21 protein-coding genes and 1 tRNA gene are annotated in these 25608 nt (G+C 45.9%); 15 read left to right on the plus strand and 7 right to left on the minus strand.

Going from position 1 to position 25608, the window contains the following annotated elements; all coding sequences use genetic code 11:
* Positions 1-23 precede the first annotated feature (23 nt).
* From RIG68_RS02010 to mltG, 3 genes are all read right to left on the minus strand, one after another.
* A tRNA-Ser gene (locus RIG68_RS02010) sits at positions 24-108 on the minus strand.
* 230 nt (positions 109-338) lie between these two features.
* Positions 339-752 (minus strand): acyl-CoA thioesterase, encoded by a 414-nt coding sequence (locus tag RIG68_RS02015; RefSeq protein ID WP_350118134.1) that lies wholly within the window; start codon positions 750-752, stop codon positions 339-341.
* Positions 753-754: 2 nt separating this feature from the next.
* A complete protein-coding gene (gene mltG, locus RIG68_RS02020; protein WP_350118136.1) occupies positions 755-1792 on the minus strand; it encodes an endolytic transglycosylase MltG in 1038 nt (345 codons plus the stop codon).
* A gap of 129 nt (positions 1793-1921) precedes the next feature.
* Here mltG and RIG68_RS02025 point away from each other — a divergent pair, with 129 nt between their 5' ends.
* From RIG68_RS02025 to RIG68_RS02035, 3 genes are all read left to right on the plus strand, one after another.
* Entirely contained in the window at positions 1922-2551 is a 630-nt protein-coding gene (locus tag RIG68_RS02025; RefSeq protein WP_317489496.1) for an L-threonylcarbamoyladenylate synthase, read from the plus strand.
* On the plus strand, positions 2551-3195 hold the full coding sequence (locus RIG68_RS02030) for a WbqC family protein (protein ID WP_350073506.1): 645 nt from the start codon (positions 2551-2553) through the stop codon (positions 3193-3195). The genes RIG68_RS02025 and RIG68_RS02030 overlap by 1 nt, the downstream gene beginning before the upstream one ends.
* Before the next feature lie 126 nt (positions 3196-3321).
* A complete protein-coding gene (locus RIG68_RS02035; RefSeq protein WP_350118139.1) occupies positions 3322-5874 on the plus strand; it encodes an ATP-dependent Clp protease ATP-binding subunit in 2553 nt (850 codons plus the stop codon).
* Positions 5875-6123: 249 nt separating this feature from the next.
* Here RIG68_RS02035 and RIG68_RS02040 read toward each other — a convergent pair whose 3' ends face one another.
* Both RIG68_RS02040 and fabG read right to left on the minus strand, forming a co-directional pair.
* Positions 6124-8211 carry a hypothetical protein gene (locus tag RIG68_RS02040; RefSeq protein ID WP_350118141.1) on the minus strand — a complete coding sequence of 696 codons (2088 nt, stop codon included), beginning with the start codon at positions 8209-8211 and terminating at the stop codon, positions 6124-6126.
* 156 nt (positions 8212-8367) lie between these two features.
* Entirely contained in the window at positions 8368-9114 is a 747-nt protein-coding gene (fabG, locus tag RIG68_RS02045) for a 3-oxoacyl-[acyl-carrier-protein] reductase (protein WP_350118143.1), read from the minus strand.
* Positions 9115-9155: 41 nt separating this feature from the next.
* On the opposite strand from fabG, the gene RIG68_RS02050 reads away from it, so the two are divergent.
* The 10 genes from RIG68_RS02050 (at position 9156) to RIG68_RS02095 (ending at position 23293) form a co-directional block, all read left to right on the plus strand.
* Complete coding sequence (locus RIG68_RS02050; RefSeq protein WP_350118145.1) at positions 9156-10331, plus strand: hypothetical protein; 1176 nt, start codon at positions 9156-9158, stop codon at positions 10329-10331.
* 74 nt (positions 10332-10405) lie between these two features.
* A complete protein-coding gene (gene lpdA / locus RIG68_RS02055) occupies positions 10406-11800 on the plus strand; it encodes a dihydrolipoyl dehydrogenase (protein WP_151996322.1) in 1395 nt (464 codons plus the stop codon).
* Positions 11801-11810: 10 nt separating this feature from the next.
* Complete coding sequence (locus tag RIG68_RS02060; RefSeq protein WP_350118147.1) at positions 11811-12371, plus strand: RNA polymerase sigma factor; 561 nt, start codon at positions 11811-11813, stop codon at positions 12369-12371.
* Entirely contained in the window at positions 12361-13164 is an 804-nt protein-coding gene (locus tag RIG68_RS02065; RefSeq protein ID WP_350118149.1) for an anti-sigma factor, read from the plus strand. Before RIG68_RS02060 ends, RIG68_RS02065 begins: the two co-directional genes overlap by 11 nt.
* 365 nt (positions 13165-13529) lie before the next feature.
* On the plus strand, positions 13530-15977 hold the full coding sequence (locus tag RIG68_RS02070) for an ABC transporter permease (RefSeq protein WP_350118151.1): 2448 nt from the start codon (positions 13530-13532) through the stop codon (positions 15975-15977).
* A gap of 119 nt (positions 15978-16096) precedes the next feature.
* Positions 16097-16696 carry an RNA polymerase sigma-70 factor gene (locus RIG68_RS02075; RefSeq protein ID WP_350118153.1) on the plus strand — a complete coding sequence of 200 codons (600 nt, stop codon included), beginning with the start codon at positions 16097-16099 and terminating at the stop codon, positions 16694-16696.
* Between the two features lie 24 nt (positions 16697-16720).
* A complete protein-coding gene (locus RIG68_RS02080; RefSeq protein ID WP_350118155.1) occupies positions 16721-17743 on the plus strand; it encodes a FecR family protein in 1023 nt (340 codons plus the stop codon).
* Entirely contained in the window at positions 17728-19488 is a 1761-nt protein-coding gene (locus RIG68_RS02085; RefSeq protein ID WP_350118157.1) for a DUF4974 domain-containing protein, read from the plus strand. The genes RIG68_RS02080 and RIG68_RS02085 overlap by 16 nt, the downstream gene beginning before the upstream one ends.
* 130 nt (positions 19489-19618) lie before the next feature.
* On the plus strand, positions 19619-20905 hold the full coding sequence (locus tag RIG68_RS02090) for a hypothetical protein (RefSeq protein ID WP_350118159.1): 1287 nt from the start codon (positions 19619-19621) through the stop codon (positions 20903-20905).
* A gap of 42 nt (positions 20906-20947) precedes the next feature.
* Positions 20948-23293, plus strand: a complete 2346-nt coding sequence (locus RIG68_RS02095; RefSeq protein ID WP_350118161.1) for a TonB-dependent receptor — start codon at positions 20948-20950, stop codon at positions 23291-23293.
* 87 nt (positions 23294-23380) lie between these two features.
* Here RIG68_RS02095 and sucD read toward each other — a convergent pair whose 3' ends face one another.
* Both sucD and RIG68_RS02105 read right to left on the minus strand, forming a co-directional pair.
* Positions 23381-24256, minus strand: coding sequence for a succinate--CoA ligase subunit alpha (gene sucD / locus RIG68_RS02100; protein ID WP_151996329.1), 876 nt, complete (start codon positions 24254-24256; stop codon positions 23381-23383).
* Between the two features lie 78 nt (positions 24257-24334).
* A complete protein-coding gene (locus tag RIG68_RS02105) occupies positions 24335-24814 on the minus strand; it encodes a KdsC family phosphatase (protein WP_350118163.1) in 480 nt (159 codons plus the stop codon).
* Positions 24815-25054: 240 nt separating this feature from the next.
* On the opposite strand from RIG68_RS02105, the gene RIG68_RS02110 reads away from it, so the two are divergent.
* Together RIG68_RS02110 and RIG68_RS02115 are read left to right on the plus strand one after the other, a co-directional pair.
* Positions 25055-25264: a hypothetical protein gene (locus RIG68_RS02110; protein WP_350118165.1), complete on the plus strand. Its 210-nt coding sequence runs from the start codon at positions 25055-25057 to the stop codon at positions 25262-25264.
* Positions 25254-25586 carry a hypothetical protein gene (locus tag RIG68_RS02115; RefSeq protein ID WP_151996332.1) on the plus strand — a complete coding sequence of 111 codons (333 nt, stop codon included), beginning with the start codon at positions 25254-25256 and terminating at the stop codon, positions 25584-25586. The genes RIG68_RS02110 and RIG68_RS02115 overlap by 11 nt, the downstream gene beginning before the upstream one ends.
* Positions 25587-25608: the final 22 nt, after the last annotated feature.

A 25608-nucleotide genomic window follows, 5' to 3' on the forward strand; every position in this document is an offset into this window, starting at 1 on the left:
TTGCCTGGCTTTTTTTAGTTCAGCAGAGGAGGAGGGATTCGAACCCCCGGAACCTCGCAGTTCAACGGTTTTCAAGACCGCCGCATTCGACCGCTCTGCCACTCCTCTAATTAAAATTCCGTCTGAGGTTTCAAGGCATCTACAGACAAGTCTGCCTCTCCTTTACTTGGTCGTTCTTCAAACGGATTGCAAATGTAGTGGTTTGGGTGATATATGCCAATAGGGAGGAAGAAAAAAGTAAGTGGTAAGTAGTAAATGGTAAAAAGGTGTCACTTTCTATGGGCGGTGGCCTTTTGCCAATAAATGCTTCTTACCATTTACCGCTTACTTCTTACCACTTACTTCTCGCTAAAAAACGGCTCCAGTAGCTTCCCCATAATCTCCGGCATACGCATGGGTCTATTAGTTTCCATGTTGATAAACACCAGCGTAGTTTCGCCCTGGTTGATCAGCTTACCAGCCTCATTCAGTATCTCGTATTGAAAAAGAATTTTCAGCGTCGGCTTTTTGGGGATCACTACCTTAATAGTCAGCAACTCGTCGTAGCGGGCGGGCAGCAGGTAGCGGGTATGCAATTCCAGCACAGGCAGCATCACGCCCATTTCTTCCAGCTTTTTATACGAAAACCCCAGCGACCTGATGCATTCAACCCTTGCTACTTCATAATAGGCAGCATAGTTGCCATAGTAAGCATAGCCCATCTGGTCTGTTTCTGCGTAGCGCACTCTCAGCTGGGTTTCGTGGGTATACATATTTAGCGGAATATTTTGGCTTTGTTCAAAGCGTCCTGAAAACGCTTTGCATTCTTGTTGTGGTCAATCAAGTTGGTGGCAAATGCATGATAACCCGAAAAATCTTCTCTGGCACACATGTACAGGTACTTATGCTTTTCGTAGTTCAGCACGGCGTCAATATTCTGAATGGTAGGCATGTTGATAGGGCCCGGAGGCAAACCAGCATTCCGGTAGGTGTTGTAGGGCGAATCTATTTCGAGGTCTTTGAGGAGTAGTCGCTGGATGGCGAAATCGCCAAGGGCGAATTTGAGCGTGGGGTCAGCTTGCAAGGGCATGCCTTTCTTCAAACGGTTAAGATACAGCCCGGCAATGGTGGCACTTTCCTCACCCTTAATGGATTCGGCCTGCACAATGGCGGCTAGCGTGGATACCTGCACAGGTGTCATTCCCAGTGCATCGGCCTTTTCCTTTCTTTCTGCACTCCAGAATTTGGTGTACTCATTGTGCATCCTGTCCAGAAATGCCTTGCCGGTAATGGTCCAATACACTTCGTAGGTGTTAGGAATGAACATGCTGATGAACGTTTGCTGGGTGAACCCATAGGCCGCAGCCACTGAATCGCTAAGCAACAAAGCCTTGAGTTCCTCTTCCGACATCATCAGGTTTTTACCCAACTTCTCAGGCAATTCACTCATCAGTCGCACATTGCTAAAGGTAATGTCAACAGGTTGTTGGAGCCCCGCCCGAAGCATCCTGATGGCATTGATATTGCTCATGTCTTTGCGAATGATATAGTAACCTGGCTTCACAGCCTCGTGGTAGTTCATCAGCTTGGCAAGGAAGCTGAAGGAAACCAGGTCGGTCACATAACCATTGTCGTACAGCGAGTTTTGCACATCCTTGAAAGTAGCAGCTTTCTCAATAATGAATGGCTTATCCCCTTCTGTTTCGGTTAAAAAATTGGGAGTAAAAAGCACCTGATAAGCATAAAAAGCAAATGATGATACCAGGGTGGAAAATACCACAATTGCTCCAACCAATACGTTGCGTTTTGTCATACCTGTTTAACTTCAGTTAACTTAGCGGCTTCAAAGTTTAGTGTATTTAACAGGATTTGGAATTTTTTGATGCAAAAAGATTCTTTTCGAGCCAGAAAATGTTTCTGAAGAAGGCAAAGAGCTAACCATATGAGTGCAGAGTTGATAAGAATACACCCCGATAATCCCGACATGAGGAAGATCGATCAGGTAGTAGAGATTTTGAGAGACGGAGGGGTTATTATTTACCCAACCGATACAGTGTACGGAATGGGGTGTGATATTTTTAATCAGAAGGCAATTGAGAAAATTTTGCGCATTAAGGGGTTAAAGATGAAAAATGCCAACTTATCTTTCATTTGCTACGACCTTAGTCACATATCGGAATACACACGCCACCTGAGCACGCCTGTTTTTAAAGTGATGAAGAAAGCGCTCCCGGGGCCTTTTACATTTATTCTGGAAGCCAGCAGCCGGGTGCCTAAAATTTTGCACGCCAATAAAAAGACAGTCGGTATCAGGGTGCCGAATCACAATATTCCCAGAGAAATAGTGAATGTGCTGGGCAATCCTATTATCACCACCTCCATTCACGATGAAGACGAGGTTGTTGAGTATTCGACCGATCCGGGTCTCATTTTTGAAAAATACGAAGATCTGGTAGACGCAGTGATTGACGGCGGCTATGGCAACAATGTCCCCAGTACTATTGTCAATTGTGTCGACGACGAGTTTGAGGTAATCAGAGAAGGGCTTGGAGACTTTAACCAATTCTTATAGTGGGCGCAGAAAAAATTGTGGTTTCCGAGTTTCCGCTATTGCCGTGCATTGAATACTTCGCTGTTTGGGAAAGCTTCGACAAGGTGATTTTCGATGTGCATGAAAATTACATCAAGCAGTCTTACAGAAACCGGTGCATCATCCTTGGAGCCAATGGCCCTTTGGCGTTGACTGTGCCCGTGCGGCACACCGCTCCCAAAATCCCTTTTCACGAAGTGCTGATAGACAACAGCATTCCATGGCAAAGGCCTTTCTGGAAGGGCATCCTTTCCGCTTATGGCAAGTCGCCTTTCTTCGAATTTTTTGGTGAAGATTTTCAAAAGGCGATTCTGAGTCCGACAGACCGGCTGCTTGATTTTAATGAAAAGTTGCTGTCATTATGTCTGAAATGCGCCGGACTGTCAGACAAATTTTTGCAGTCAGAAAAATATTTATTGGCAAAAGATTTTGATTTTACCGATTTGAGGTCGAAAATTAGCCCCAAGAGCACTAATGGGGAAATTGATCATTTCGTGCCTACTGTGTACCAGCAAAACTTTGGCAGCGAATTTGTCCCTAACCTCTCCATTCTCGATTTAATCTTTTGCGAAGGCCCTAATGCATTGCATATTATTAAGAAGTCCTCAGTAAAGTGGCCTTATTAGCTTAGTAAATTGTGAACTGAACATTTGGGAGAAGGGCGTTGTTAAATAGATTCAAATCGGCCATCAATTAGTAGTAATTGCGCTACTAAAAAATTATTTTTACTCTAATACAGGATATACCATTTTATGGAAGCAAAATTTTCTAATAGAGTCAAGGAGGTAATTTCTCTAAGCCGGGAAGAGGCGCTCCGTCTCGGGCATGACTATATAGGCACTGAACATTTGTTGTTGGGAATGATTAGGGAAGGCGAAGGTGTAGCTGTAGGCTTGCTGAAGAAGCTTGGCGTTTCTTTGGAGGAGCTTCGCACTGCTCTGGAGCAGGCAACCAAGGGCACTGCCACCAGCAACGTAAAAAACCTCGCCAATATACCCCTGACCAGGCAGTCAGAGAAAGTGCTTAAAATCACCTATTTGGAAGCCAAAATATTTAAGAGCCAGTTGATCGGCACTGAGCACTTATTGCTTTCCATCTTGAGAGATGAAGACAATATAGCGACTCAAATTCTTGAGAAATTTGACGTAACATACGAAGTCGTGAAAGAGCTATTGGAATATCAAACAGAAAATCCGTTGGCATCGTCAGACACTGATGATACTGATGACGATTCCTCTTCAAGAATATTTGGCAGCAGCGGAAGTGGGTCTGCCGGAAGAGGAGAAGCTGGTGCGGCAAAAGGCGGGGAGAAATCCAGAACGCCTGTACTCGACAATTTTGGCAGAGACCTGACCAAGATGGCCGAGGATGACAAGCTCGACCCAATTGTAGGTCGTGAGAAAGAAATTGAAAGGGTGGCACAAATCCTTAGCCGCCGTAAAAAGAACAACCCCATTCTCATTGGTGAGCCTGGCGTTGGTAAAACAGCCATTGCTGAAGGCCTTGCGCTGAGAATCGTTCAGAAGAAAGTGTCTAGGGTGCTCTTTAATAAAAGAGTAGTGACGCTTGACCTTGCTTCACTGGTGGCTGGCACGAAATACCGTGGGCAGTTCGAAGAGCGAATGAAGGCGGTGATGAATGAGATAGAGAAATCACCTGACGTAATTCTTTTCATAGATGAGCTGCATACCATAGTAGGTGCAGGGGGTGCATCAGGGTCACTTGATGCTTCCAACATGTTCAAACCGGCTTTGGCCAGGGGCGAAATACAGTGTATCGGAGCCACAACACTTGATGAGTACCGTCAGTATATTGAGAAGGATGGTGCACTTGCTCGTCGTTTTCAGGTTGTGATGGTGGATGCCACTACGGTGGAAGAAACCATGCAGATACTGAACAACATCAAAGACAAGTACGAGTCGCACCACCATGTGAATTATACACCTGAAGCAATTGCTTCTTGTGTGATGTTGTCTGACAGGTATATCAGCGACAGGTTCCTGCCCGACAAGGCCATCGACGTGATGGATGAGGCTGGTGCCCGTGTTCACATTAACAATATCCATGTTCCTGAAGACATCGTGCAGCTGGAAGAGCGTATTGAAGATGTGAAGAAGGAGAAGAACAGGGTGGTAAAAAGCCAGAAGTACGAGGAGGCGGCTCAGCTGAGAGACAAGGAGAAGAAACTGATAGAGGAGCTGGAAAATGCCAAGACTCGCTGGGAAGAAGAGACTAAGTCGAAGCGCTATGCGGTTGACGAGGAAAGCGTGGCCGAAGTAATTGCCATGATGACCGGCATTCCTGCCAGCAGAGTAGCTCAGAAAGAAGGCAACAAACTGCTGAAAATGGGTGAAGAGCTGGCCGGCAAAGTAATTGGTCAGGAAGAGGCTATCAAGAAGCTCGTAAGATCTATTCAGCGTACAAGGGTTGGGTTGAAGGATCCTAAGAAGCCAATCGGTTCTTTTGTTTTTCTTGGCCCTACCGGTGTTGGAAAAACGGAATTGGCGAAAGTGCTTTCCACTTACCTATTCGACAAAGACGATTCTTTGGTGCGCATCGACATGAGTGAATACATGGAGAAATTCTCTGTATCGAGACTTGTGGGAGCGCCTCCGGGATACGTTGGATATGAAGAAGGTGGCCAGCTGACTGAAAAGGTTCGCCGCAAGCCGTATGCAGTGGTGCTACTCGACGAGATTGAAAAAGCACACCCAGATGTGTTTAACATCCTGTTGCAAGTGCTCGATGACGGTATTCTTACTGATGGACTTGGTAGAAGAGTCGATTTCAGAAATACAATTATTATCATGACCTCCAATATTGGTGTGCGTGACTTGAAGGATTTCGGAGCGGGCATTGGTTTTGCCACTCAGTCGAGACAAAACAGCATGGATGAGGTGATGAAGTCGACCATCCAGAATGCTTTGAAGAAAACGTTCAGCCCTGAATTCCTTAACAGGTTAGACGATATCATTATCTTCAATAGCCTTGAAAGGGAGCATATTCATAAGATCATTGACATCACACTTGGTAAGCTGTTCAAGAGAATTACAGACCTTGGTTATCAGGTGGAGCTGACGGAAAAGGCAAAGGATTTCTTGTCAGACAAAGGCTATGATCCGCAATATGGTGCAAGGCCGCTGAACCGAGCCATTCAGAAATACCTGGAAGATCCGGTGGCCGAAGAAATTCTCAGAGGTGAAATTGAGGAGGGGGACATTATCCTGGCCGATCATGTGACCGACGCCGAGCAGTTGGTTATTTCGCTGAAAAAGAAGAAAGTGAAGAAAGAAAAGAAAGAGTAACTGAAGTAAATACTCAAATAGAATTAGCTAAGCCAGAGGTCTCACTTCTGGCTTTTCTTTTTAATGGCGGCCTGAATATTTTCTGGTCAGCCATTTCCGCTACTATCAGACTACAAAAGTTTATGAAGACAGCCCTGGGCAGTGGCTTGCAGCTTAGTTGGAAGGGTTATTTACGCTACCGACCCAAACCAAACTTTTGTAGTCTTTATGGAATTAATTCCGGTTTAATCAAGTGATGAGGACTTAGTTTCAATAGCTACCCGAATATTTTCTGGTAAACCACTCTGCTGACAGCAGCACCAGGAGGATAGTGAAGATCCACCACAGATGAATAATCGGAAGGTAGTTTTCTGAGCTGTAAATCCTGCCTTTTGGTTGCAGTGCGGTCAGGTCGGCAATCATGGCGTCAGCCTGATTAGCTGCATAAAACTTACCGCCTGTGCTTGCTGACAACTCTCTCAAAACATTAAAATTGGCTGTTAGCTGCAGGTTTTCCAGGTCGAGTTTTCTTATAGTAAACTGACCCGAAGCGAGCTCCCTGTTTCCGTTTACCATGGCACTGGCTTCAAACTCATAAATACCGTCTTTCAATCCATTGAGTCGGAACCGGGTGTTTCCCGGGGCAGTAGTATAGTTGTAGTTGGTTACGCTTCCATCGGCATAGGTGAGCTTTAGCTCCACCTCTGTGCCGTATATGGGCTCGAAAACGTCGTTATAGGTTTCAGTTTGAAAAATGATCTGCTCGTTGTCGAAAAATTCAGTTTTTGTCGTGTACACCCGAAACTTTCTTTTGTCTTCTTTAGAGCTCAGGTATTGTACCGTTTTCAGCACGAGATTGTCAAATGCTACATAATTGTCTGTTCTCGAGTACTCCTGCATGCGCCATTGCCAAAGGCCTTCACCTAAAGTCACCGCTTGCTTGGGTAGCTGGTTTTGTGAGAAAAACCACATTGGCCGGGGAGTAGTAATAGCGCCTACTTTCTGAAACAAAGCCACGGCAACGCCACCACTTATTTGATAGTCACCGTATGGAACCGTGACTGGGGTGTAGTAAGAATTGACTATCCCTTTCCACTCACTTTCGAACGTGAAAAGCTGAAAGGCATCATTGTATGCTGGCCTGACCTGGTCTGATTCATTTCTCGTTCTCTCCACCTTGAAGAGGGTATTTTGATTGTTGGCTTCTGCCCACAAAGTAGTGCTGCCCAGCACATACCAGGCACTCATGTTTTCATTTTTCACTCTCTCTAACAAAGCAGCTAGTCTTCGCTGTCTTTCGAAAGGGGAGATGAGGATAACGAGGTCAAATACATCGGTAGGCAGCTCTTTGTCTACCATCGGCACATAGGTTTTTACTTCGTAGTTCTCATTTTTCGATATCGCAGCCTTAAGGGCCTTGATGTCGGGGTGGGGAGCGCCGGAAGCGATGAGGATTTTTTCTTTCCCTTCTACAATGTCGATGTATATGTCTTGCTGGTTGTTGGAAAGTATTGTCTCCTCTGGGTGGTTTGATACCTGCACCACGTAGTGCTGAAGGCCTTTCTGCTCGGCGGGCACCTGAAAGTCGGCGTTGAGAAGCTCACCACCGCCGCCTTTAATTCTTTGCGTGCTGATTATTTTCCCGTCTTTTAAAACGGAGACTTCTAACTCTGCTGCTTCAATGCCTTGATTAATTACCTCTGCCCGCACCGGGAAAAGATTTCCCTGATAAGCGATTTTGTTGAACTGAACATTGTTCAAAATGAGATCCTTTACAGGAATTGTGTCTCCAACGCCAAGGGTGTAAACTTTGCCAGTAAAGTTGAGATACTGGGGAGCCATGCCCTTATTGTAGATGCCATCAGATACGATAAGCGCACCTGTAAAGGCTCTCCCTTCGAATTCGGTTTGCCACTCTCTGAGGAGCGTTGAAAGGTCGGTTGTTTTCTGGTCAAAAGGTGTGCCTACAAACTTTGAAAGGTCTTCGTTGTTGAGGTTCCTTCTCTCTACCGTAACGTCTTTAGCAGCCAGTGCGGCAGTCAGCTGATCCATTTGTCTGGAAACGGCCAAAAGCTGAGTAGAGTCTAAACCGCTGGCAACCGAAGTGGAATTATCGAGTGCAAGGACGAAAATGGGTTCTTCTACCTGATTAAGTACGAGCCTGAGAAAAGGGCTGAGCAACAGAATGGCCAGGAAGCTTACCAGCAGAAAACGAATGCTGAAGAGGATGCGGTTTGTCAGTGTTGACCAGGTTGATTTTTTCTGGTACAGCAAAAAAGCATATAGCAAACCCAAAGCACAGCACGCCAAAATCCACCAGGGAGAATGTTCGAACAGTAAATTATTGTTTTCTGTCATTTGGCTCTTTAAGACACATCAATGATAACGAAGTGCACCGCAAAAGGGTGTTGGAAGTTACTGTAAATTTGGTGAGCGGCACGCTGGGTTATGTTAACCGGTAATCGGCGATGAATGACCGGCGGAGCTTCAAAGCTGATTACCGATTCAAAGGTTTTAGGTCAGCAGACCACCATCTACCTGGATCACCTGGCCTGTGATGTAGGTTGACATGTCGGACGCAAGAAAGATGCAGGCATTGGCCACATCTTCAGGTTGACCGCCTCTTTTCAAAGGAATCGCATCCCTCCACGACTGAACTATTTTTTCGTCCAGTACGTCAGTCATTTCAGTTTCTATAAAACCTGGAGCTATGGCATTGGATCTGATATTGCGGGAGCCAAACTCCAGGGCTACTGACTTGGTGAAGCCAATGATACCAGCTTTTGATGCCGCATAGTTAGCCTGGCCAGCATTTCCCTTAAGACCAACTACGGAAGTCATGTTGATGATGCTACCGCTCTTTTGCTTCAGAAAAGGCTTGGTGGCAGCTTTCACAGTATTGAAACAAGACTTCAGGTTCACCTGAATCACCTTATCCCACTGCTCCTCACTCATTCTCATCAACAGTGTATCAGACGTGATGCCGGCGTTGTTTACCAGCACGTCGAGTCTTCCAAAATCAGCTACTACTGCATTGATAAGCTCTTCGGCAGCCTGAAAATTGCTGGCATCCGATCTGTAACCTTTGGCCGTTACACCTTTTGCCGACAGCTCTTTTTCGAGCGCCTGGCCTTTTTCTACACTTGACAGATAAGTAAAAGCTACAGTAGCACCTTGCTCAGCAAATGCCAGTGCAATAGATTTACCAATACCTTTTGAAGCGCCGGTAATAAGGGCGACTTTTCCTTCCAATAGTTTCATTGTCTGTATATTTCTGGATAATGCATCAAAGAAATAAAAAGTTGACTAAGTATCTAGACCAAATTGATAATAAATACACATGGATCATTCCATTTTTGGTTGGTATATTGGCATGCTGCACCCTCGTTTACGCTGTTTGGTGCGGGCTTGGTCTTACTTACGATTCACATAACTATTTATCGGCGGCGAGGGCGATTGGAGAGGGGCGTCCAATGGAAACGCAGCTTGGCGCTAAGTATGTTGCACAGCCACCTTTGTTTCCAGCAATTCTTTCTCTTTGGAATGGGAACCTGTTCTTCAGCAAGGTTTTTAATATTGCTTGTTATGCGGTCACACTCATTTTGACCTGGAAACTGATTGATGTAGCACTTGACAGTATTGGCTACAAGGTTCTTGCCTGTTTTTACATTTTTCTGTCGACCCCGTTGCTTCTGGTGCACTCCTTTTTGTGGAGTGAGCCACTTTTTTTGCTGCTGATTCAGTTGACCATTGTTACGTTGTATTTCTACCGTCAGACCAAAAGGAGAAGCTTTTTTTACGCCCTTATTGGGTTATCGCTCCTTCTTTGTGCCCAGCGAAATGCCGGGATATTCATAGTTTCAGGCATTTTTCTGGGACTCTTTTTGGAGGAGAATTCTTTTGTGGATCGAATAAAGGTTGTTGGTGCTTTGCTGATTTCCCTGGTCGGCTTCTTCATTTGGAACATCTATGGTTTTATCAGAGAGGGAGGTGACTTTCTAGCTGCTGGATATTTTCAAAACATTCCTGGTAACATTCTCGAATATTCAAGAGCTGTTGGTGTGTGGTTTTTGCCAGGTACATTAAGCCAATATGTGTTAGTTGTACCAGGGCTTTTCGGCCTGTTATTCGTCATTAGCATATTCTTTTCCAGCGAGCCCATTTCACCAAGGTTAACATTTCTCAGGCAATTATCAACCATTCCTTTTGTTTACGTTCTTGGCTTTGTAATTCTGGGCAAACCAGTTGCTAGTGACGTAGAAAGGTTCCTTGCCGGAATTTTTCCTGTGTACTCAGTTGTTGTGTTCCAAGCAGTTGAGAGAATGCAGATAAAGAGGAAAAAATGGCTTATCCTCCCGGTAGCTATCATTCTTTTGTACGGACTTCTCCGGACTGGAAATAATGCCAAAAGGTGGAATGAATCCAATTGTGAGAATCCAATTTCGCCGTCTGGTAATAACTTTTGTATGGTTCTATGAAAGATTTTTTTCTACAACCAAACGGTTTAAATTTGCCGCCAGACTATATTTTAAATTGACATAAACATATTCAAATGGCTACGAAATACGATTTGATTGTTATTGGGAGTGGACCCGGAGGCTATGTGGCCGCTATCAGGGCTTCTCAACTGGGAATGAAAGTAGGTGTGGTAGAGCGTGACGAGCTAGGCGGAATTTGCCTTAACTGGGGCTGTATTCCCACCAAAGCCTTACTCAAAAGTGCCCAAGTATTTGAATATATTAATCATGCCAAAGACTACGGCATCTCAGTAAAAGGAGCCGAGGCCGATTTTGACGGCATGGTGAAGAGAAGCCGGGATGTAGCCAACGGCATGAGCAAAGGCATCCAGTTCCTTTTCAAAAAGAATAAAATCGATCACATCGAAGGGTTCGGGAAGCTAAAGAAGAACAAGACAGTTGAAGTAACTGCCAAAGACGGTAAGAAGACTGACTACCAGGCTGATCATATCATAGTGGCAACCGGAGGCCGTTCACGTGAATTGCCAGCATTGCCCATCGATAATGAAAAAATTATCGGCTACAGAAAGGCCATGACGCTCGACAAAAAACCACAGAGCATGGTGGTGGTGGGCTCAGGAGCCATCGGCGTAGAATTTGCGTACTTCTACAAGTCAATTGGGGTGGACGTCACCGTCGTAGAGTTTCTCCCCAATATTGTGCCACTGGAAGATGAAGAAGTTTCTAAGCAGCTGGAAAGAATCTTTAAGAAAGCCGGCATGACCATCATGACCAACTCGGAAGTAACCAAGGTCGACACCAAAGGCAAGAAATGCAAAGTGACTGTGAAAACGCAAAAAGGTGAAGAAAACCTTGAGTGTGATGTGGTACTGTCTGCCGTAGGTATTTCTACCAATCTTGAAGGAATAGGTCTGGAGGATGTGGGCGTTGCTACCGACAGGGGTAAAGTGCTGGTAGATGATTACTACAAAACGAATATACCAGGCATTTATGCCATCGGCGATATTGTGAAGGGCCAGGCGCTGGCGCACGTTGCTTCTGCCGAGGGTATTATCTGCGTAGAGAAAATTGCAGGGCATCACCCTGAACCGCTGGATTACAACAATATCCCTGGTTGTACCTACTGCTCGCCAGAAGTGGCTTCTGTAGGCTACACCGAAAAGGCTGCCAAAGAAGCCGGGTATGAGCTTAAAGTTGGCAAGTTTCCGTTCTCAGCCTCAGGCAAAGCCAAAGCCGCCGGAGCCGCCGACGGATTTGTGAAACTAATTTTTGATGCCAAATACGGCGAGCTGCTTGGTGCACATATGATCGGTGCTAACGTGACGGAAATGATCGCTGAAATTGTTACAGCGAGAAAGCTTGAAACCACAGGCCATGAAATTATCAAATCGGTACACCCTCACCCGACTATGTCTGAAGCGGTGATGGAAGCAGCAGCAGCGGCTTACGACGAGGTAATTCATTTGTAAAAAGCGGTAGTTGAGCGGAAGAACCGTCTATATCATCCCGGAAGAAGAGTTAGTTCGCCGTGTTCAGGAAAAGGACAAGCTGGCTTTTGAGTACCTGTACGACAGGTACTCAAAGGCTATTTATGGTGTCGTTTTTCGAATTGTCCGAAGTGAAGAAGTAGCCTCCGAGGTGCTTAACGATGCCTTTTTGCGGTATTGGGAGCGCTCAGAAAAATACGATTCCTCTAAAGGAAAGCTGTATACCTGGATGGTGAATATTGCCCGAAACCTGGCCATTGATAAAACCCGGTCAAAAGAATTTTCTCAATCGGGTAAAACTGATTCGGTGGAGTCCTTCGTATATGCAGAGGCAGCCTTGCCAATGGAAGAAATGAAGGTGGACGGGATTGGAGTGAGGGAATTGCTCAGCAAGCTAAAACCGGATCAGGCAGAGATTGTGGACTTGATGTACTTTCAGGGATACACTCAATCGGAAATTGAAGAGAAATTCAATATTCCTCTTGGCACGGTGAAAACCAGGTTAAGGGCTGGAGTGATATTGCTAAGAAAACTATTGAACGTTGACAAGTAAAGAATTCATCGAATCAGGTATACTGGAACTTTACGTTCTGGGCACGCTCTCAGCAGCTGAGCAAGCTGAGGTGGAGCGTATGTGCGCTGAGCACCCTGAGGTGAAGGCTGAACTTGAGGCTGTTGAGCATGCAATGGAGTTGATGGATCAGGAGCTGGGAATTGCACCACCTGTGCCGGTTAAGCAGAAACTTTTTGACGCTCTTCCCGAGTCTACCCTGGTAGGGAAAGGTAAGCAGATACATCTCCAACCAGCCAGCGAGACGAAGAATAACTGGATGATGGCTGCTTCTGTAACCGTTGCCCTGCTTTCATTTATCGCAGCGCTATTCTATTTCCAAAAGTACAATAGCGTAAGTGGAGAATACGAAGCGCTCGTTTCCCAGAACAGCATGATGGCGCAGGAACTTAACCAGGTGAAGAATTCGCATGACCAAAACGAGCAAATGCTGGCCCTTGCCACAGACGAAAATACCAAGAGAATTCAACTGAACGCCACAAAAGAAGGCTCCAACCTTCAATTGTTTGTTTACTGGAATACCACCTCCGAAGAGGTCTACCTCGACCTTGGCAACTTAGGCACACCGGGTGACCAGCAGGATTATCAGCTTTGGGCCATTGTGGAGGGCAAGCCAGTTGACATGGGAGTGATTGATTTTGCTAACCCCAACAGTCTTGTGAAGATGAAGAACATTAAGGGGGCTGTGGCCTTCGCTATCACCCTTGAGCCCAAAGGAGGGCTGGAGTCACCAACCCTGGAGAACATGGTGGTGCTCGGGCAAATAACCACCTAAATTTCGGGCACAGCTAAATCCAATATTATTTCATACTTCGTAAATGAATGCAATACTCCGGAAGAGACCAGGAAGAGTATTTGAAAAGTAACTATGCAAGCTTGGGTTCATTGAAGAAATATTCGTCTTTTAGAAAGAGGATGACGTACAAAAAGAGCTTTACCCGAGCTGAAAAGCCATAGGTTACTAATGCTGGAAGATCCCGCCCCTCGGTGGGATTTTCTTTTTACACCGTCCGATATCAGACACCTCTGTTTGATACTGGAATTCAGAAAGCGAGTCATTTTTCCTTAATTAGCTGAAAAACAGTAGATTATAGTTTGGTACAATGGTTGTCTTGCCTGGGTAGACAAAAATTAAAGGATATGCTAAAGAACATTCTAACCGTCGCCATCAGGAACCTGCTCAAGCAGCGCTTTTACTCCATTCTCAATGTGTTTGGGTTGGGTATAGGGCTGGCTGTTTTTATGGTTATTTCTCTTTACATCGACTACCAGTTCAGCTACGATGGATTCCATGAAAAGGGGGATCGACTTTATAGGATCGATCAAACATTTATCTGGGGCGATGCATATCCGACATTTGGCTCTACGGGGCCCGGCGTTTCCGATGCCATCCGCACCGATATCCCCGGCGTGGAGCAGACGGCGAGGGTGTATACGGTGGGTGACAGAGTCGTAAGTGTGCCTTCTCAGCAAAACGTAGTTGCGTATGAAGACAACGGCGTGGGCGCAGTGGACTCCACCTTCTTACAGCTATTCACTTTTCAAATGATCGATGGCGATGCCGAAACTGCTCTTAATGAACCATTTTCGGTGGTCATCACCCGATCTTCGGCGTTAAAGTATTTTGGCAAAGTTGACGCTCTGGGTCAAGTGCTGAAAATGACAGATGGAAGAACGGATGGGCTTTACAAAGTCACCGGAGTAATGGAAGACGTGCCACCGAATAGCCATTTCAGCTTTAATATCCTCGCTTCTATGTCATCATTCCCCGAGGTGGCTGCCCGAAAGACGACCTGGTTTTGGTCTGGTTTTGTCACCTATGCCTTGCTGAAAGAGGGAGCAAATTCGAAATCTGTAGGAGAGGCTATTTTTGACCTGCCAAGCAAAAGAGCAGGCCAGGAGTATGAAACCGTCACCTCAGGTGGCAAGCCCTGGCATTTGTACCTTGTGCCTTTGTCTGATATATGGCTACACTCGGTAAGTTCCCCCAACAGGCTTGGGCCAACAAGTAATATCCTCTATGTGTATGTGCTGTCAGCAATAGCCATTATGGTGCTTGTGCTGGCCAGTGTTAACTACATGAACATGGCCACCGCAAGATCAGTCAGCAGATCAAAAGAAGTTGGTGTGCGAAAAATGATGGGTGCATTGAAGGAGCATCTGCTTTTCCAGTTCCTGGCCGAGTCTTTTATCCTGGTAATATTTTCGTCCGCTCTCGCAATAGGTCTTGTTGAGCTTAGCCTTCCTTACTTCAACAGTCTGGCGGGAATACAGCTGTCTACCTTTGGTCTTTTTGATAGCGGGATGAAAATCATCTTCCTTCTCATAATTATTGTTTCCACCGCTCTTCTTGCCGGCGCTTACCCAGCGTTTTATATGGCTCGCTTCAGCCCTATTCAGGCACTTAGAAAGCAAAACAAGGTGGGCAAGAGTGGCCAACTTCTTCGTGGAGGCTTGGTGGTATTTCAATTTGCCATTTCCATTACACTGGTAGTGCTGTCTTTTATCGTTTACGACCAGATTACTTATTTGCAAAACAGAGACATTGGTTTTGATAAGAACAACCTGATCATTGTGCCGCAGGTGCAAAGAATGGACTCGGTAAAGAGGGTGTCGTTCAGAGAAGTACTTAGCAACAATCCTTCGGTTGCTTCGGTGGGCATGTCTACGTCGGTTCCACCTAATATTTGGGATGGTGACAGCTTCACTACCGAGGAAGATCCTGAGAATGAGCAGCCCATCAACTATATGAATGTGAGTAATAATTACTTGCAAACACTTGGTGTTGATGTACTATACGGGCGGATTTTTGAAGAAGGATTTCAGGCTGATCGTACGAGCGTGGTGTTGAACGAAAATGCTGTAAAGGCCCTTGGCTGGAACAACGACGAGACTGTGATAGGCAAAAAGCTGGTTTACTGGGGTACCCGTTTCAACGTTATCGGTGTGATCAGAGATTTTAACTATTGGACGCTCGACAGCCCGATCCAGCCATTGGCGGTGTTCCCTTATGGCGCACCTATTACACATCAGGAAACGCACTTTCTGTCCGTAAGGTTGAAGCCAGAAAACAATCAGGCCGCTGACGTAAAAGATTTTCTAAGCTTTTTAACATTGCAGTGGGACGAATTTGCGCCCGGCTTGCCATTTAGCTATCAGTTTACTGATACCATGTTTTTCAGCGCATTCGAATTTGAACAACGCCTGGGTCAACTGTTTTCGGTATTTACTGGCCTGGCCATCCTTATTGCATGTATGGGCTTATTAGGTCTGGCTTCCTATATGGCAGAGGTACGCAACAAAGAGATTGGCATTCGCAAGGTACTGGGAGCCTCGGTCAGCCAGCTGGTGGTATTAATGGGTAAGGATTTCGCCCGGCTTGTGATCATTGCCTTCGCTATTTCAGTGCCACTAGGCTGGTGGGCGGCTAACATGTGGCTGCAAAACTATCAGTACAGAACAAACATCAACTGGCAGGTATTTATTTATGCCGGTTTGAGCGCCCTGGTTTTGGCCGTCCTTACGGTAAGTTATCAGTCAGTAAAAACGGCTTTCAGTAATCCGGTAGATGTTTTGCACGAAGAATAGCCTTTGAGGCACTTAAACACCATAAAGCCGGGGAACTCCCGGCTTTTCTTTTTTTGGCGGTGGCTACTTGTTGTTTCTTAACCATGGTTGCCGTCTGTTTTGATCCAAACTCATTATTATTGCAGGAAATACTATACGAACTGTCAGAGCAGGTAGCACATAGCGTCCATATTGTCAACATCGCTGACGAAAAAGTCTTTGAAGGGATTTTCCGTGAATATTATTCAGGGCTGGCTTCCTTTGCCCTCAAATATGTCAAAGACACGGAAATAGCGGAGGAAATTGTGCAGGAGCTTTTCAGCGATATGTGGATCAAAACAGATCTGTTGAAAATCAAAACGTCGATAAAGTCCTACCTTTTTGGGGCCGTCAGGAATGCCTGCCTCAATTATATCAAGCACCAAAAGGTAGAGCAGAAGTATGCCGACAGAACAAGGTACGTGGCACCTGTTGGAGAGTCCACCGACTTTCTGGAACTAGAGGAGCTCAAAGAAAAGATTGCCATTGCCATGGACAAAATTCCGGAAAAGTGCCGGGAGATATTTGAGCTCAACCGGTTTGAGGGAAAACGATATAAGGAAATTGCTGATGAGTTAAACTTATCGTTGAAGACTGTCGAAAATCAAATGGGGAAGGCGCTGAAGATTATGCGTGAAGAATTAGGGGAGTATCTGCCTGCGGTATTATTGTTTCTGTTTTTACATGGGGGTAAATGGTAATCTTGTTGTCGAACAAATGAAGAGATGAGTAAGCAGAGTCCACATATGATCACTAACGAGTTGCTGGCAAAGTATTTTGCTGGCGAAACGTCTGATGAAGAATCAGCAGCTGTGATGATGTGGGTTGCTGAGTCTGGCGCAAATGAAGAGGCTTTTGTTCAGCAGAAAATGCTGTGGGAAGACCTGGGCGCAGTGATGCTCGACGAAGCGCCAGCGTCTGCCCCGTTTGATGTAGACACTGCCTGGGTCAATGTGAAGACGGCAAAGAATAACGCTGTCGGCAAACAGAAGAAATCGGAAGGCCGAAATCCCTGGATCATGCGAATCGCAGCTTCTCTGGTTCTTTTGGGCGGGATTACTTACTTCTTGCGTATTTATTTTACTGACGTTCAGATGATGGAAGTAGCTTCAGCGTCGGAGATAATAAACGTCAACCTTCAGGATGGCTCCCACATTACGCTGAATGAAGAAAGTATCATTCAGTACCCCGAAGAATTTGCAGCCAATAGTCGGGAGATGAGCCTGAAAGGAGAAGCTTTTTTTGAAGTGGAACCCGACCCTGAGAGACCTTTTGTCATTCATGCCGGGCCTGCTACTATCAAGGTACTGGGTACGTCATTTAACGTCAAGAGCTCGGCAATGGAAGACACGGTTTCTGTCTTTGTGGCCACTGGAAGAGTTTCTTTTTCTGTAGGTACGCAGGAAGTTATTCTAACCCCAGGGGAGAAAGCTACGTACACAGCCAAGTCGGGACTTTTGGCCTCCACCGGAGGGTCTACTTCCACCGGAGTTGATCAGTTTTGGAGAACCCGTCGGCTATCCTTTGCTGGCCACTCTCTCCCTGACGTGATAGATGCTATCGAGGAGGCATATTTCGTAGACATCGAACTTGAGAATGAGCAAATGGCCAACTGTCGCCTATCCGTAAACTTTGAAAATGACTCTTTGAACAATATCCTTGATGTGATTGCGCTCACGCTCGATCTGAAGGTTAGTAAAAATGGGAATGTCATTCTTTTAAAGGGAACTGGATGTCCGGAAAACTGATTTTTTTAACATTTTTTTTGGTAGCGGTTGTTGGTAGGGCCTGGTGTCAAAACCTGCTTGACCAACGGCTGTCACTAAACTTCACTGATCTTCCGATTGGGCAGGCGCTTACTGAAATATCGAATCAGGCCGACTGCAGATTTTCCTATAATCCGGACCTGCTTCCAAATAAAAACGTTACTGCCAGCTTTCAGGAGACATCACTTGAGGAAGTTTTAAAAAAGACGATTGGAAAGAGCTTTGATTACAAAGTACGGGGCAGCTACATTATTATTCAGCCGGTGGCAGATAGGCAATCGCACAAGTCCAATATCGAGTTTGTAGGCGAAGTTGTAGATGCCCGCACGGGCAGGAGCCTTGCCAATACGAGTGTTTACGACGTAAATAACTTATCATCGACCCTTTCCGGTGAGGATGGTTCTTACAAACTGTCCACCTTTTTTCAGGACGGCGTGACGGCTTTCGCCATCAGCAAAGAGAACTATAAAGACACGGTAATCAGGATTGTTAATCAGCAGATAGCGCCGGTTAAGATTGAACTACAGCCACTGGAAGCGACGGAAGAAACCAGAGACAGAACACTCCGACGTTTCATTGATTCTTTGAACATTGTCAGGTTTTTGGTCAACAGAAAAGCCAAGCAGCATATTCGCAACGTCGACATGGTCGAGCAGCGTTGGTTACAGGTATCGTTTTTGCCTGTGATAGGTACCAATGGCGTCATGGGTGGAAAAATTGGCAACAACGTTTCTCTCAATATGTTTGCTGGCTACAATCATTCGGTTAGTGGTGTTGAGCTGGGAGGATTTTTCAACGTTGACAGGATGGATGTGAAGGGCTTTCAAGCAGGTGGCTTTGGCAATATTGTTGGGGGCCAGGTGGATGGTGCTCAGTTATCTGGCTTCGTCAATTTGACACCCAGTGGAGGCACCGGAACGCAGCTTTCAGGATTTGTCAATCACGCTGGCACGAGGTATACCGGCCTGCAGGGTACCGGCTTTGTGAATGTGGCCAACAACATCAATGGCGCACAGCTCTCAGGGTTCACTAACTTTACGCTGCTCGACATGAACGGTGTTCAGGGAACAGGCTTTGTGAACATGGCAGGAAGGGTGAGGGGTATTCAAGGGGCTGGCTTCTTGAATATGGCCACCGCCGTTAATGGTGTTCAGGCTTCCGGTCTTATCAATATGGCTGGAACAGTGAAAGGGCTACAGATTGGCATTTTAAATATTGCAAAAAGGGTTGAGAAAGGAGCTACGATAGGAGTCGTGAACCTTGTGAAAGAAGGGTTTCACTCCTTTGACGTGAGCGCCAACGACATCACTGATCTGAATTTTTCCTTCCGGTCTGGCACGAAGCATTTCTACACCTTGTTAACGTTTGGTGTTGTTCCACAGGAGAACACCATTTGGTCAATGGGAATAGGCGTAGGAACAGAGGTGGATTGGACCGAGAAAATCTATACCGACTTTGAGCTGTCAACAAACACTGTGCAACCAATGGATACCTGGATTGAAGACGCCCCGAGTGACTACCGTTTCCAGGTCAATTTCGGATTTAGGCTGTTGAAATGGGCTTCGATCAATGCTGGCCCTGTTGTTCATTTCTTTAATTACTCTTCCGACAGTGAGGCGCTGGATCTTTCCACAAAATTTGGCGGACGACCACTTTTCAAATCTTCTGGCGCAACTTCCAACTCTAAGGTTTGGGTAGGATATACTGCCGCTTTGCGCCTTTTTTAGCCTTTTTGGCCACATAATAGTACTCTTAAAAATATTTTTCTGATTTTTTTCATCTGCCCGTGGGGGTAGTAGCGACTTTAATTTCCATAGGGGAAAGAGAAATTAAGTAGAACTTTAAAAAATTAAAGTCATGAACTCAAAATTTTTTTTATCGATGATGCTCCTTGGTTTAGTAACCTTTGCGGGCAAAGCACAAGAGTCTTCAGATGAATCCCAGAAAGGCGATGCAGCTGAAGAGATTATCAGCGAGCAGGCACTCCAGGTGTCGTTTATTCCGGTGCTAGGCACCAACTTCAAACCCTATGGTCAATCACTCAACAATGTTTCGTTGAACATATTTGCCGGATACAATTACGGTGTCAACGGTGTTGAGCTTGGTGGATTTGTTAACGTCGACAGGTCGGACGTGAAGTACCTACAGCTATCTGGGTTTGTAAACCTTGTGGGAGGAAACGTTACTGGCTTCCAGGGAGCCGGTTTTGTAAACGGCGTCAAACAGCAGGTGACAGGGGCCCAAATGGCAGGCTTTGTCAATATGAGCAAAGGCTTGACAGGGGTTCAGGGTTCAGGTTTTGTGAATTATGCCCAAGGGGATGTGATCGGCGGGCAAGGCTCAGGCTTTGTGAACTACGCTCACGGAGATATTACCGGAGTGCAGGGAACCGGCTTTGTAAACTTTGCATTGGGTGATGTAGTTGGTGCACAGGGCTCAGGCTTTGTCAATTATGCAAAAAGTGTAAAGGGTGTGCAGGGTGCCGGTTTTGTTAACTATGCCAACGATTCCTTGAAAGGCGCTCAGCTCAGCGGGTTTTATAACCATGCAAAAGAAGTGAACGGTGTGCAGGCATCTGGTTTTGCCAACTACACCAAAACCCTGCGGGGGTTCCAATTTGGTATCATCAACATTGCCGACACAGTTGAAAAGGGTGCAACAATAGGCTTTCTGAACATTGTTAGGACTGGCAAGCACGAAGTTGCCATGAGCTACAACGACATTACCGATATCAATGCTGCGTTTAGGTCTGGAACTGATAAGTTTTACAGCGTACTTGAGGTGGGCATTCAAACTGGCGACAATCCCCTATGGGCGGTAGGTGCAGGTTTCGGTACGCAGTTTAAACCAATCAAAGACAAATTTGTAACAAGCGTTGAGCTTGCTTCTTTTGGGGTAAACAGAGTGGATGATTTTCAGGACGACCTCAATCAGGTGACCAAACTGTCAGTCAACGTAGGTTACAAAATATTCAAAACCTTATCAGTGAACGCTGGCCCGATATTGAATATATCCACTTCCCGTTCAGTTAATGCTGATGGCAGCTTTGGCCTCGGCCTCGGTGAGAATGGATTTTATGACCAGACTTTTTCGGGCACAAACGTGAAGGCCTGGGTAGGCTATCATGTTGGGGTGAGGTTTTAATACCTCCCCCTCCTTTTTCCAATAAACCACACAAAAACACTCATGAAGAATTTTTTATTATCAGGAGCACTCCTCCTGCTCGCTACTTCTTTGTCATTTTCTCAGCAAATGACGCAAACTGTCAGAGGACAGATTCTAGACCAGGATGCTAAGAGCCCTTTGATTGGCGCCACCGTCCAGATAGTTGGCACCGATCCAATACTTGGCGCTGTGACCGACCTGGATGGCAACTTCAGGATTACAAATGTGCCAGTTGGCAGGGCTTCGCTTTTTGTGACTTACATTGGCTATGAAGACAGGGTTATTCCGAATATCCAGGTCAATTCCGCCAAAGAAGTACTTCTCAATATTGACCTGGTTGAGTCGATTGACAAGCTGGATGAAGTGGTTGTCACTGCCAAAAAGGACAAATCGGAAGTGCTGAATGAGATGGCGCTCGTGAGTGCCCGCTCATTTTCGGTGGAGGAAACACAGCGTTACGCAGGTGCCATTAATGATCCCGCCAGAATGGTATCGGCTTTTGCTGGTGTGAACGGCGATGCGCAGGGCAACAATGACATTGTGGTAAGAGGAAATTCTTCCAAAGGAATTTTGTGGAAGCTGGAGGGCGTGGAAATACCCAATCCCAATCACTTTGCCAACGAAGGGGCTACCGGCGGTCCGGTCAATGCTTTGAATAGCAACATGCTCGACAACTCAGATTTTTTCACCGGAGCCTTTTCGCCTGAATATGGCAATGCGCTTTCTGGGGTATTCGACATCAAATTCAAAAAGGGGAATAACGAACAGAGGGAGTATACTACCTCTCTCGGTGTCTTCGGCGTGGACTTTACAGCTGAAGGGCCTTTCAAGCAGGGCTACAATGGTTCCTACATAGCCAATTATCGTTATTCCTCGCTGCAGCTACTGTCAGATGCCGGTATTCTTGACTTCAACGGCGTGCCCAAGTACCAGGACGGATCTTTCAATATCGCCTTGCCAATAGGGAAGAAGCAGTACGTTACACTATTTGGCCTGGGAGGTATTAGCAATATCAGCCAAACCGAAACCGACGAGGAAGATGAGGACATCATACTTTCCAGAGGAGACTTTGGCGCTCGGCTGGGAGTGGCCGGTGTTAATCACACCTACTTTGTCAACGACAATGTGTTTGTCAGGAACTCCATTGCATTGTCATTGTCGGGCCAAACATCTAATTACGACATGAATGAAGACACAGGCTTCAGGGATGTGGAAGATATTGACCTCAACAAAAATAGCATCAGAGTAGCCAGCACTTTGAACTACAAGCTGAATGCAAAAAATAAGTTTGAGACTGGCATTATCTACTCAAGGCTTGGTTACAATGCCAAAGTTGATCTTTACAATTATGAAAACAAGACCATGGATACGTGGCTGGACGACAAAGGGAATACGGGCACCTTTCAGGCATTTGGTAGTTGGAAATTACGCTTCAGTGAGGCCTGGACGATGACCAGTGGTGTTCATTACTTCCTGTTTGCTTTGAACAATACGCAATCTGTGGAGCCAAGAGTCGGCTTGAAGTACGACCTCAACAGCAAGCAGGCTTTTACTGCAGGCTTTGGCCTTCATAGCCGATTGGAGCCGGTTTCTGCTTACCTGGCCAAACAGACGCAGGAAGATGGCTCGCTTTTGCAGCCCAACAAGCACCTGAGAACTACTAAAGCGGCGCACTATGTGGTGGGTTTCAATCAGGTGCTTAATCAAAGCACTCACCTGAAGCTGGAAGCCTATTACCAACAGCTATATGATGTGCCGGTGGAGAAAGATCCTTCAAGCAGCTTCTCCATGATCAACAGCTCTGGAGCTTTTGTTAATGAATCGTTGGTAAATGAAGGAGCCGGGAGAAACTATGGCCTAGAGCTTACGCTGGAGCAATACCTGAACCGTGGCTTCTATTACATGTCAACTGTATCGCTGTACAAGTCACTTTACACAGCGCAAGATGGCGTTGAGAGGGCGTCCGCTTTTGATGGAAATTACATCGTGAATGTGATAGGGGGAAAAGAATTTAAAGTAGGGAGTACCGACAAGAACAGAGTACTCTTTGTCAACGCCAAAGCGGCGCTTATTGGCGGGCAAAGGTATAGCCCCATCGACCTTGAAGCCTCCAGGGAGCTCGGCACAGAGGTGAGGGATGATGCCAATCCGTTTTCAGTAAAGGGCGATGACGTATTTTTCGTCAACCTGGCCATTGGCACCAGAAAGAACAGAAAGAAGACGACCAGCGAGTTTAAAATTGACGTTACCAATGTCACCAACAACCAGGCATTGGTGAATGAATACTATGTGGCTGGCACTGGCAACATTGTGAAATCCTATCAGCTGGCCATGTTGCCTAACATTGTCTATACGCTGAAGTTCTAAACCAAATAAGTGGAAAAAACAGAAGCCGCCTTGCATAGCAGGGCGGCTCTGTTCTTTGGTTTAGGTTTGCTTGTTATAATGTATTACTTATTTCTTAAGCACTTTGGCCAGTGTCTCTCCTATGTCAGCAGGAGACTGCACCACGTGAATGCCGCAGGCTTCCATGATCTTCATTTTGGCTGCTGCTGTATCATCAGCGCCACCAATAATAGCACCAGCGTGACCCATTCTACGGCCCGGAGGGGCTGTTTGACCGGCAATAAAGCCAACAACAGGCTTTTTGTTGCCGGTGCTTTTTATGTATTCAGAAGCAAGTGCCTCATAGTTACCACCAATTTCACCAATCATCACGATAGCATCAGTTTCGGGGTCGTTCATCAGTAATTCAACAGCCTCTTTGGTAGGAGTGCCAATGATGGGGTCACCGCCAATGCCGATTGCTGTAGAAATACCAAGACCTGCTTTCACGATCTGGTCAGCTGCTTCGTAAGTCAATGTACCTGACTTAGACACTACGCCCACTCTTCCTTTTTTGAACACGAAACCAGGCATGATGCCTACTTTCGCTTCGCCAGGAGTGATGACGCCAGGGCAGTTAGGGCCAATTAGTGTTACTTTTTTATTCTTGATATAATTTTTGGCAGTCATCATGTCCTTTACAGGAATGCCTTCTGTGATTGCCACAATTACCTTGATGCCAGCGTCAGCTGCTTCCATGATAGCGTCAGCGGCAAAAGCTGGTGGCACAAAAATGATAGAAACGTCAGCTCCCGTCGTTTGCACAGCCTCTTCTACACTATTGAAAATGGGTTTGTCAAGATGCTTCTGACCTCCTTTACCTGGAGTAACACCTCCTACTACGTTGGTTCCATATTCAATCATCTGCTGGGCATGAAAACTACCCTCAGTGCCTGTGAAGCCTTGCACGATGACTTTGGAATTTTTATTTACTAGAACGCTCATTCTGTCGTAAGATTTTTGCACAAAAATAGGATTAATAATCGCTTTGCCAAACCTAAATAGGCCGGTTTAACCCCATTTTCAATCGGCCAGCAAGTAGTTGTCGATTAATTCACGCACGCATCCTTCGCCCCCTTTGAACTGAAGCACGATATCAGCTTTTTCCTTTACTGCCTTCACTGCATCAGCCGGGCAGGCCGAGAGTCCTGCTTTTTCCATGACAGGCAAATCGTTGATGTCGTCGCCCACCATGCCCACCTGGTCAAGGCCTATGTCCATTTCCTTCATCCACGCTTCCAGCACATCCATTTTCTTTGCTTCGCCTACATAAACCCTGGTCATTCCCAGCATGTCGGCACGTGCTTTTACCATAGAGGTGGTCTTCCCATTGCTGATAATGCCTACCTCAATGCCCGCTTTCTGTAGCAGCCGTATGCCCATACCGTCACGGGAGTTAAATTTTTTGAACTGACTGCCGTCTTCCATAATGTAAATACCGCCGTCGGTAAGTGTGCCGTCAACGTCGAGAATGAGGAGCTTGATATTATATTTAGGAGGCATTAAAAATCAAGGTTATGTATTCAAAGGCCTAAGATCAAAAAACAAAAATGAAAACATACACAAGTTGATCAAATTCAAGGGATAGAAGCCCGCTAAAAGGGAATCTTGATGCTGATTTTCGCTGCTGCCACAGCCGACTTGCGGAGCCATTATTTTGCGCCAGCTTAAATACTATCTGAATTTTCTTAAATTTATCCGTGTTCACTTAGAGGCTGAAAGAAGAAGCAAAAATTGAAATCTATGAAAGTTTTGGTTGATATTCCTGACAAAGAGGCCGTTTTTGGGATGAAGGTACTGAAAAGCCTGTCGTTCGTGAAGAATGCAAAGCCTATGTCCCTGGCTTCAGCTGAGCTTTGGGAGAACCTGAAGGAGGCTGCAGAGGAGGTGCGTTTACATAAGCAAGGAAAAATTCAGCTCAAAACAGCTCAAGAACTGTTGGATGAGCTATAGCATCATACCCACCCATCGATTTGAAAAGGAGTTAAAACGTCTCGTAAAAAAATTTCCGTCTCTTAAGCAGGAGTTTAGTCAGCTAATAACTGAGATTCTGCAAACTCCCGATTCGGGTACTCCCATAGGAAATAATTGTTTTAAGATTAGGCTCGGGATTGGTAGCAAAGGCAAAGGAAAGAGGGGTGGGGCTAGAGTAATTACCTACTTCTACACAGAGGCTGGAGGTGTCTATTTGCTGACGATCTATGACAAGAGTGAGAAAAGTGACCTCAAGCCAAATGAGCTCAAGGCAATGGTTGAGAGTCTTGATCTAACCTAGTTCTCTTAGTTCTCTTTTTAAT

The sequence above is a fragment of the Imperialibacter sp. genome, assembly GCF_040222385.1.
GTDB lineage: Bacteria > Bacteroidota > Bacteroidia > Cytophagales > Cyclobacteriaceae > Imperialibacter.

Bases quoted from the DNA above. Each gene is read 5' to 3' on its own strand.
- RIG68_RS02015 (WP_350118134.1), bottom strand. From the start codon at position 752: ATGTATACCCACGAAACCCAGCTGAGAGTGCGCTACGCAGAAACAGAC.
- mltG (WP_350118136.1), bottom strand. From the start codon at position 1,792: ATGACAAAACGCAACGTATTGGTTGGAGCAATTGTGGTATTTTCCACC.
- RIG68_RS02025 (WP_317489496.1), top strand. From the start codon at position 1,922: ATGAGTGCAGAGTTGATAAGAATACACCCCGATAATCCCGACATGAGG.
- RIG68_RS02035 (WP_350118139.1), top strand. From the start codon at position 3,322: ATGGAAGCAAAATTTTCTAATAGAGTCAAGGAGGTAATTTCTCTAAGC.
- RIG68_RS02040 (WP_350118141.1), bottom strand. From the start codon at position 8,211: ATGACAGAAAACAATAATTTACTGTTCGAACATTCTCCCTGGTGGATT.
- fabG (WP_350118143.1), bottom strand. From the start codon at position 9,114: ATGAAACTATTGGAAGGAAAAGTCGCCCTTATTACCGGCGCTTCAAAA.
- lpdA (WP_151996322.1), top strand. From the start codon at position 10,406: ATGGCTACGAAATACGATTTGATTGTTATTGGGAGTGGACCCGGAGGC.
- RIG68_RS02070 (WP_350118151.1), top strand. From the start codon at position 13,530: ATGCTAAAGAACATTCTAACCGTCGCCATCAGGAACCTGCTCAAGCAG.
- RIG68_RS02080 (WP_350118155.1), top strand. From the start codon at position 16,721: ATGAGTAAGCAGAGTCCACATATGATCACTAACGAGTTGCTGGCAAAG.
- RIG68_RS02085 (WP_350118157.1), top strand. From the start codon at position 17,728: ATGTCCGGAAAACTGATTTTTTTAACATTTTTTTTGGTAGCGGTTGTT.
- RIG68_RS02090 (WP_350118159.1), top strand. From the start codon at position 19,619: ATGAACTCAAAATTTTTTTTATCGATGATGCTCCTTGGTTTAGTAACC.
- RIG68_RS02095 (WP_350118161.1), top strand. From the start codon at position 20,948: ATGAAGAATTTTTTATTATCAGGAGCACTCCTCCTGCTCGCTACTTCT.
- sucD (WP_151996329.1), bottom strand. From the start codon at position 24,256: ATGAGCGTTCTAGTAAATAAAAATTCCAAAGTCATCGTGCAAGGCTTC.
- RIG68_RS02105 (WP_350118163.1), bottom strand. From the start codon at position 24,814: ATGCCTCCTAAATATAATATCAAGCTCCTCATTCTCGACGTTGACGGC.
- RIG68_RS02110 (WP_350118165.1), top strand. From the start codon at position 25,055: ATGAAAGTTTTGGTTGATATTCCTGACAAAGAGGCCGTTTTTGGGATG.
- RIG68_RS02115 (WP_151996332.1), top strand. From the start codon at position 25,254: ATGAGCTATAGCATCATACCCACCCATCGATTTGAAAAGGAGTTAAAA.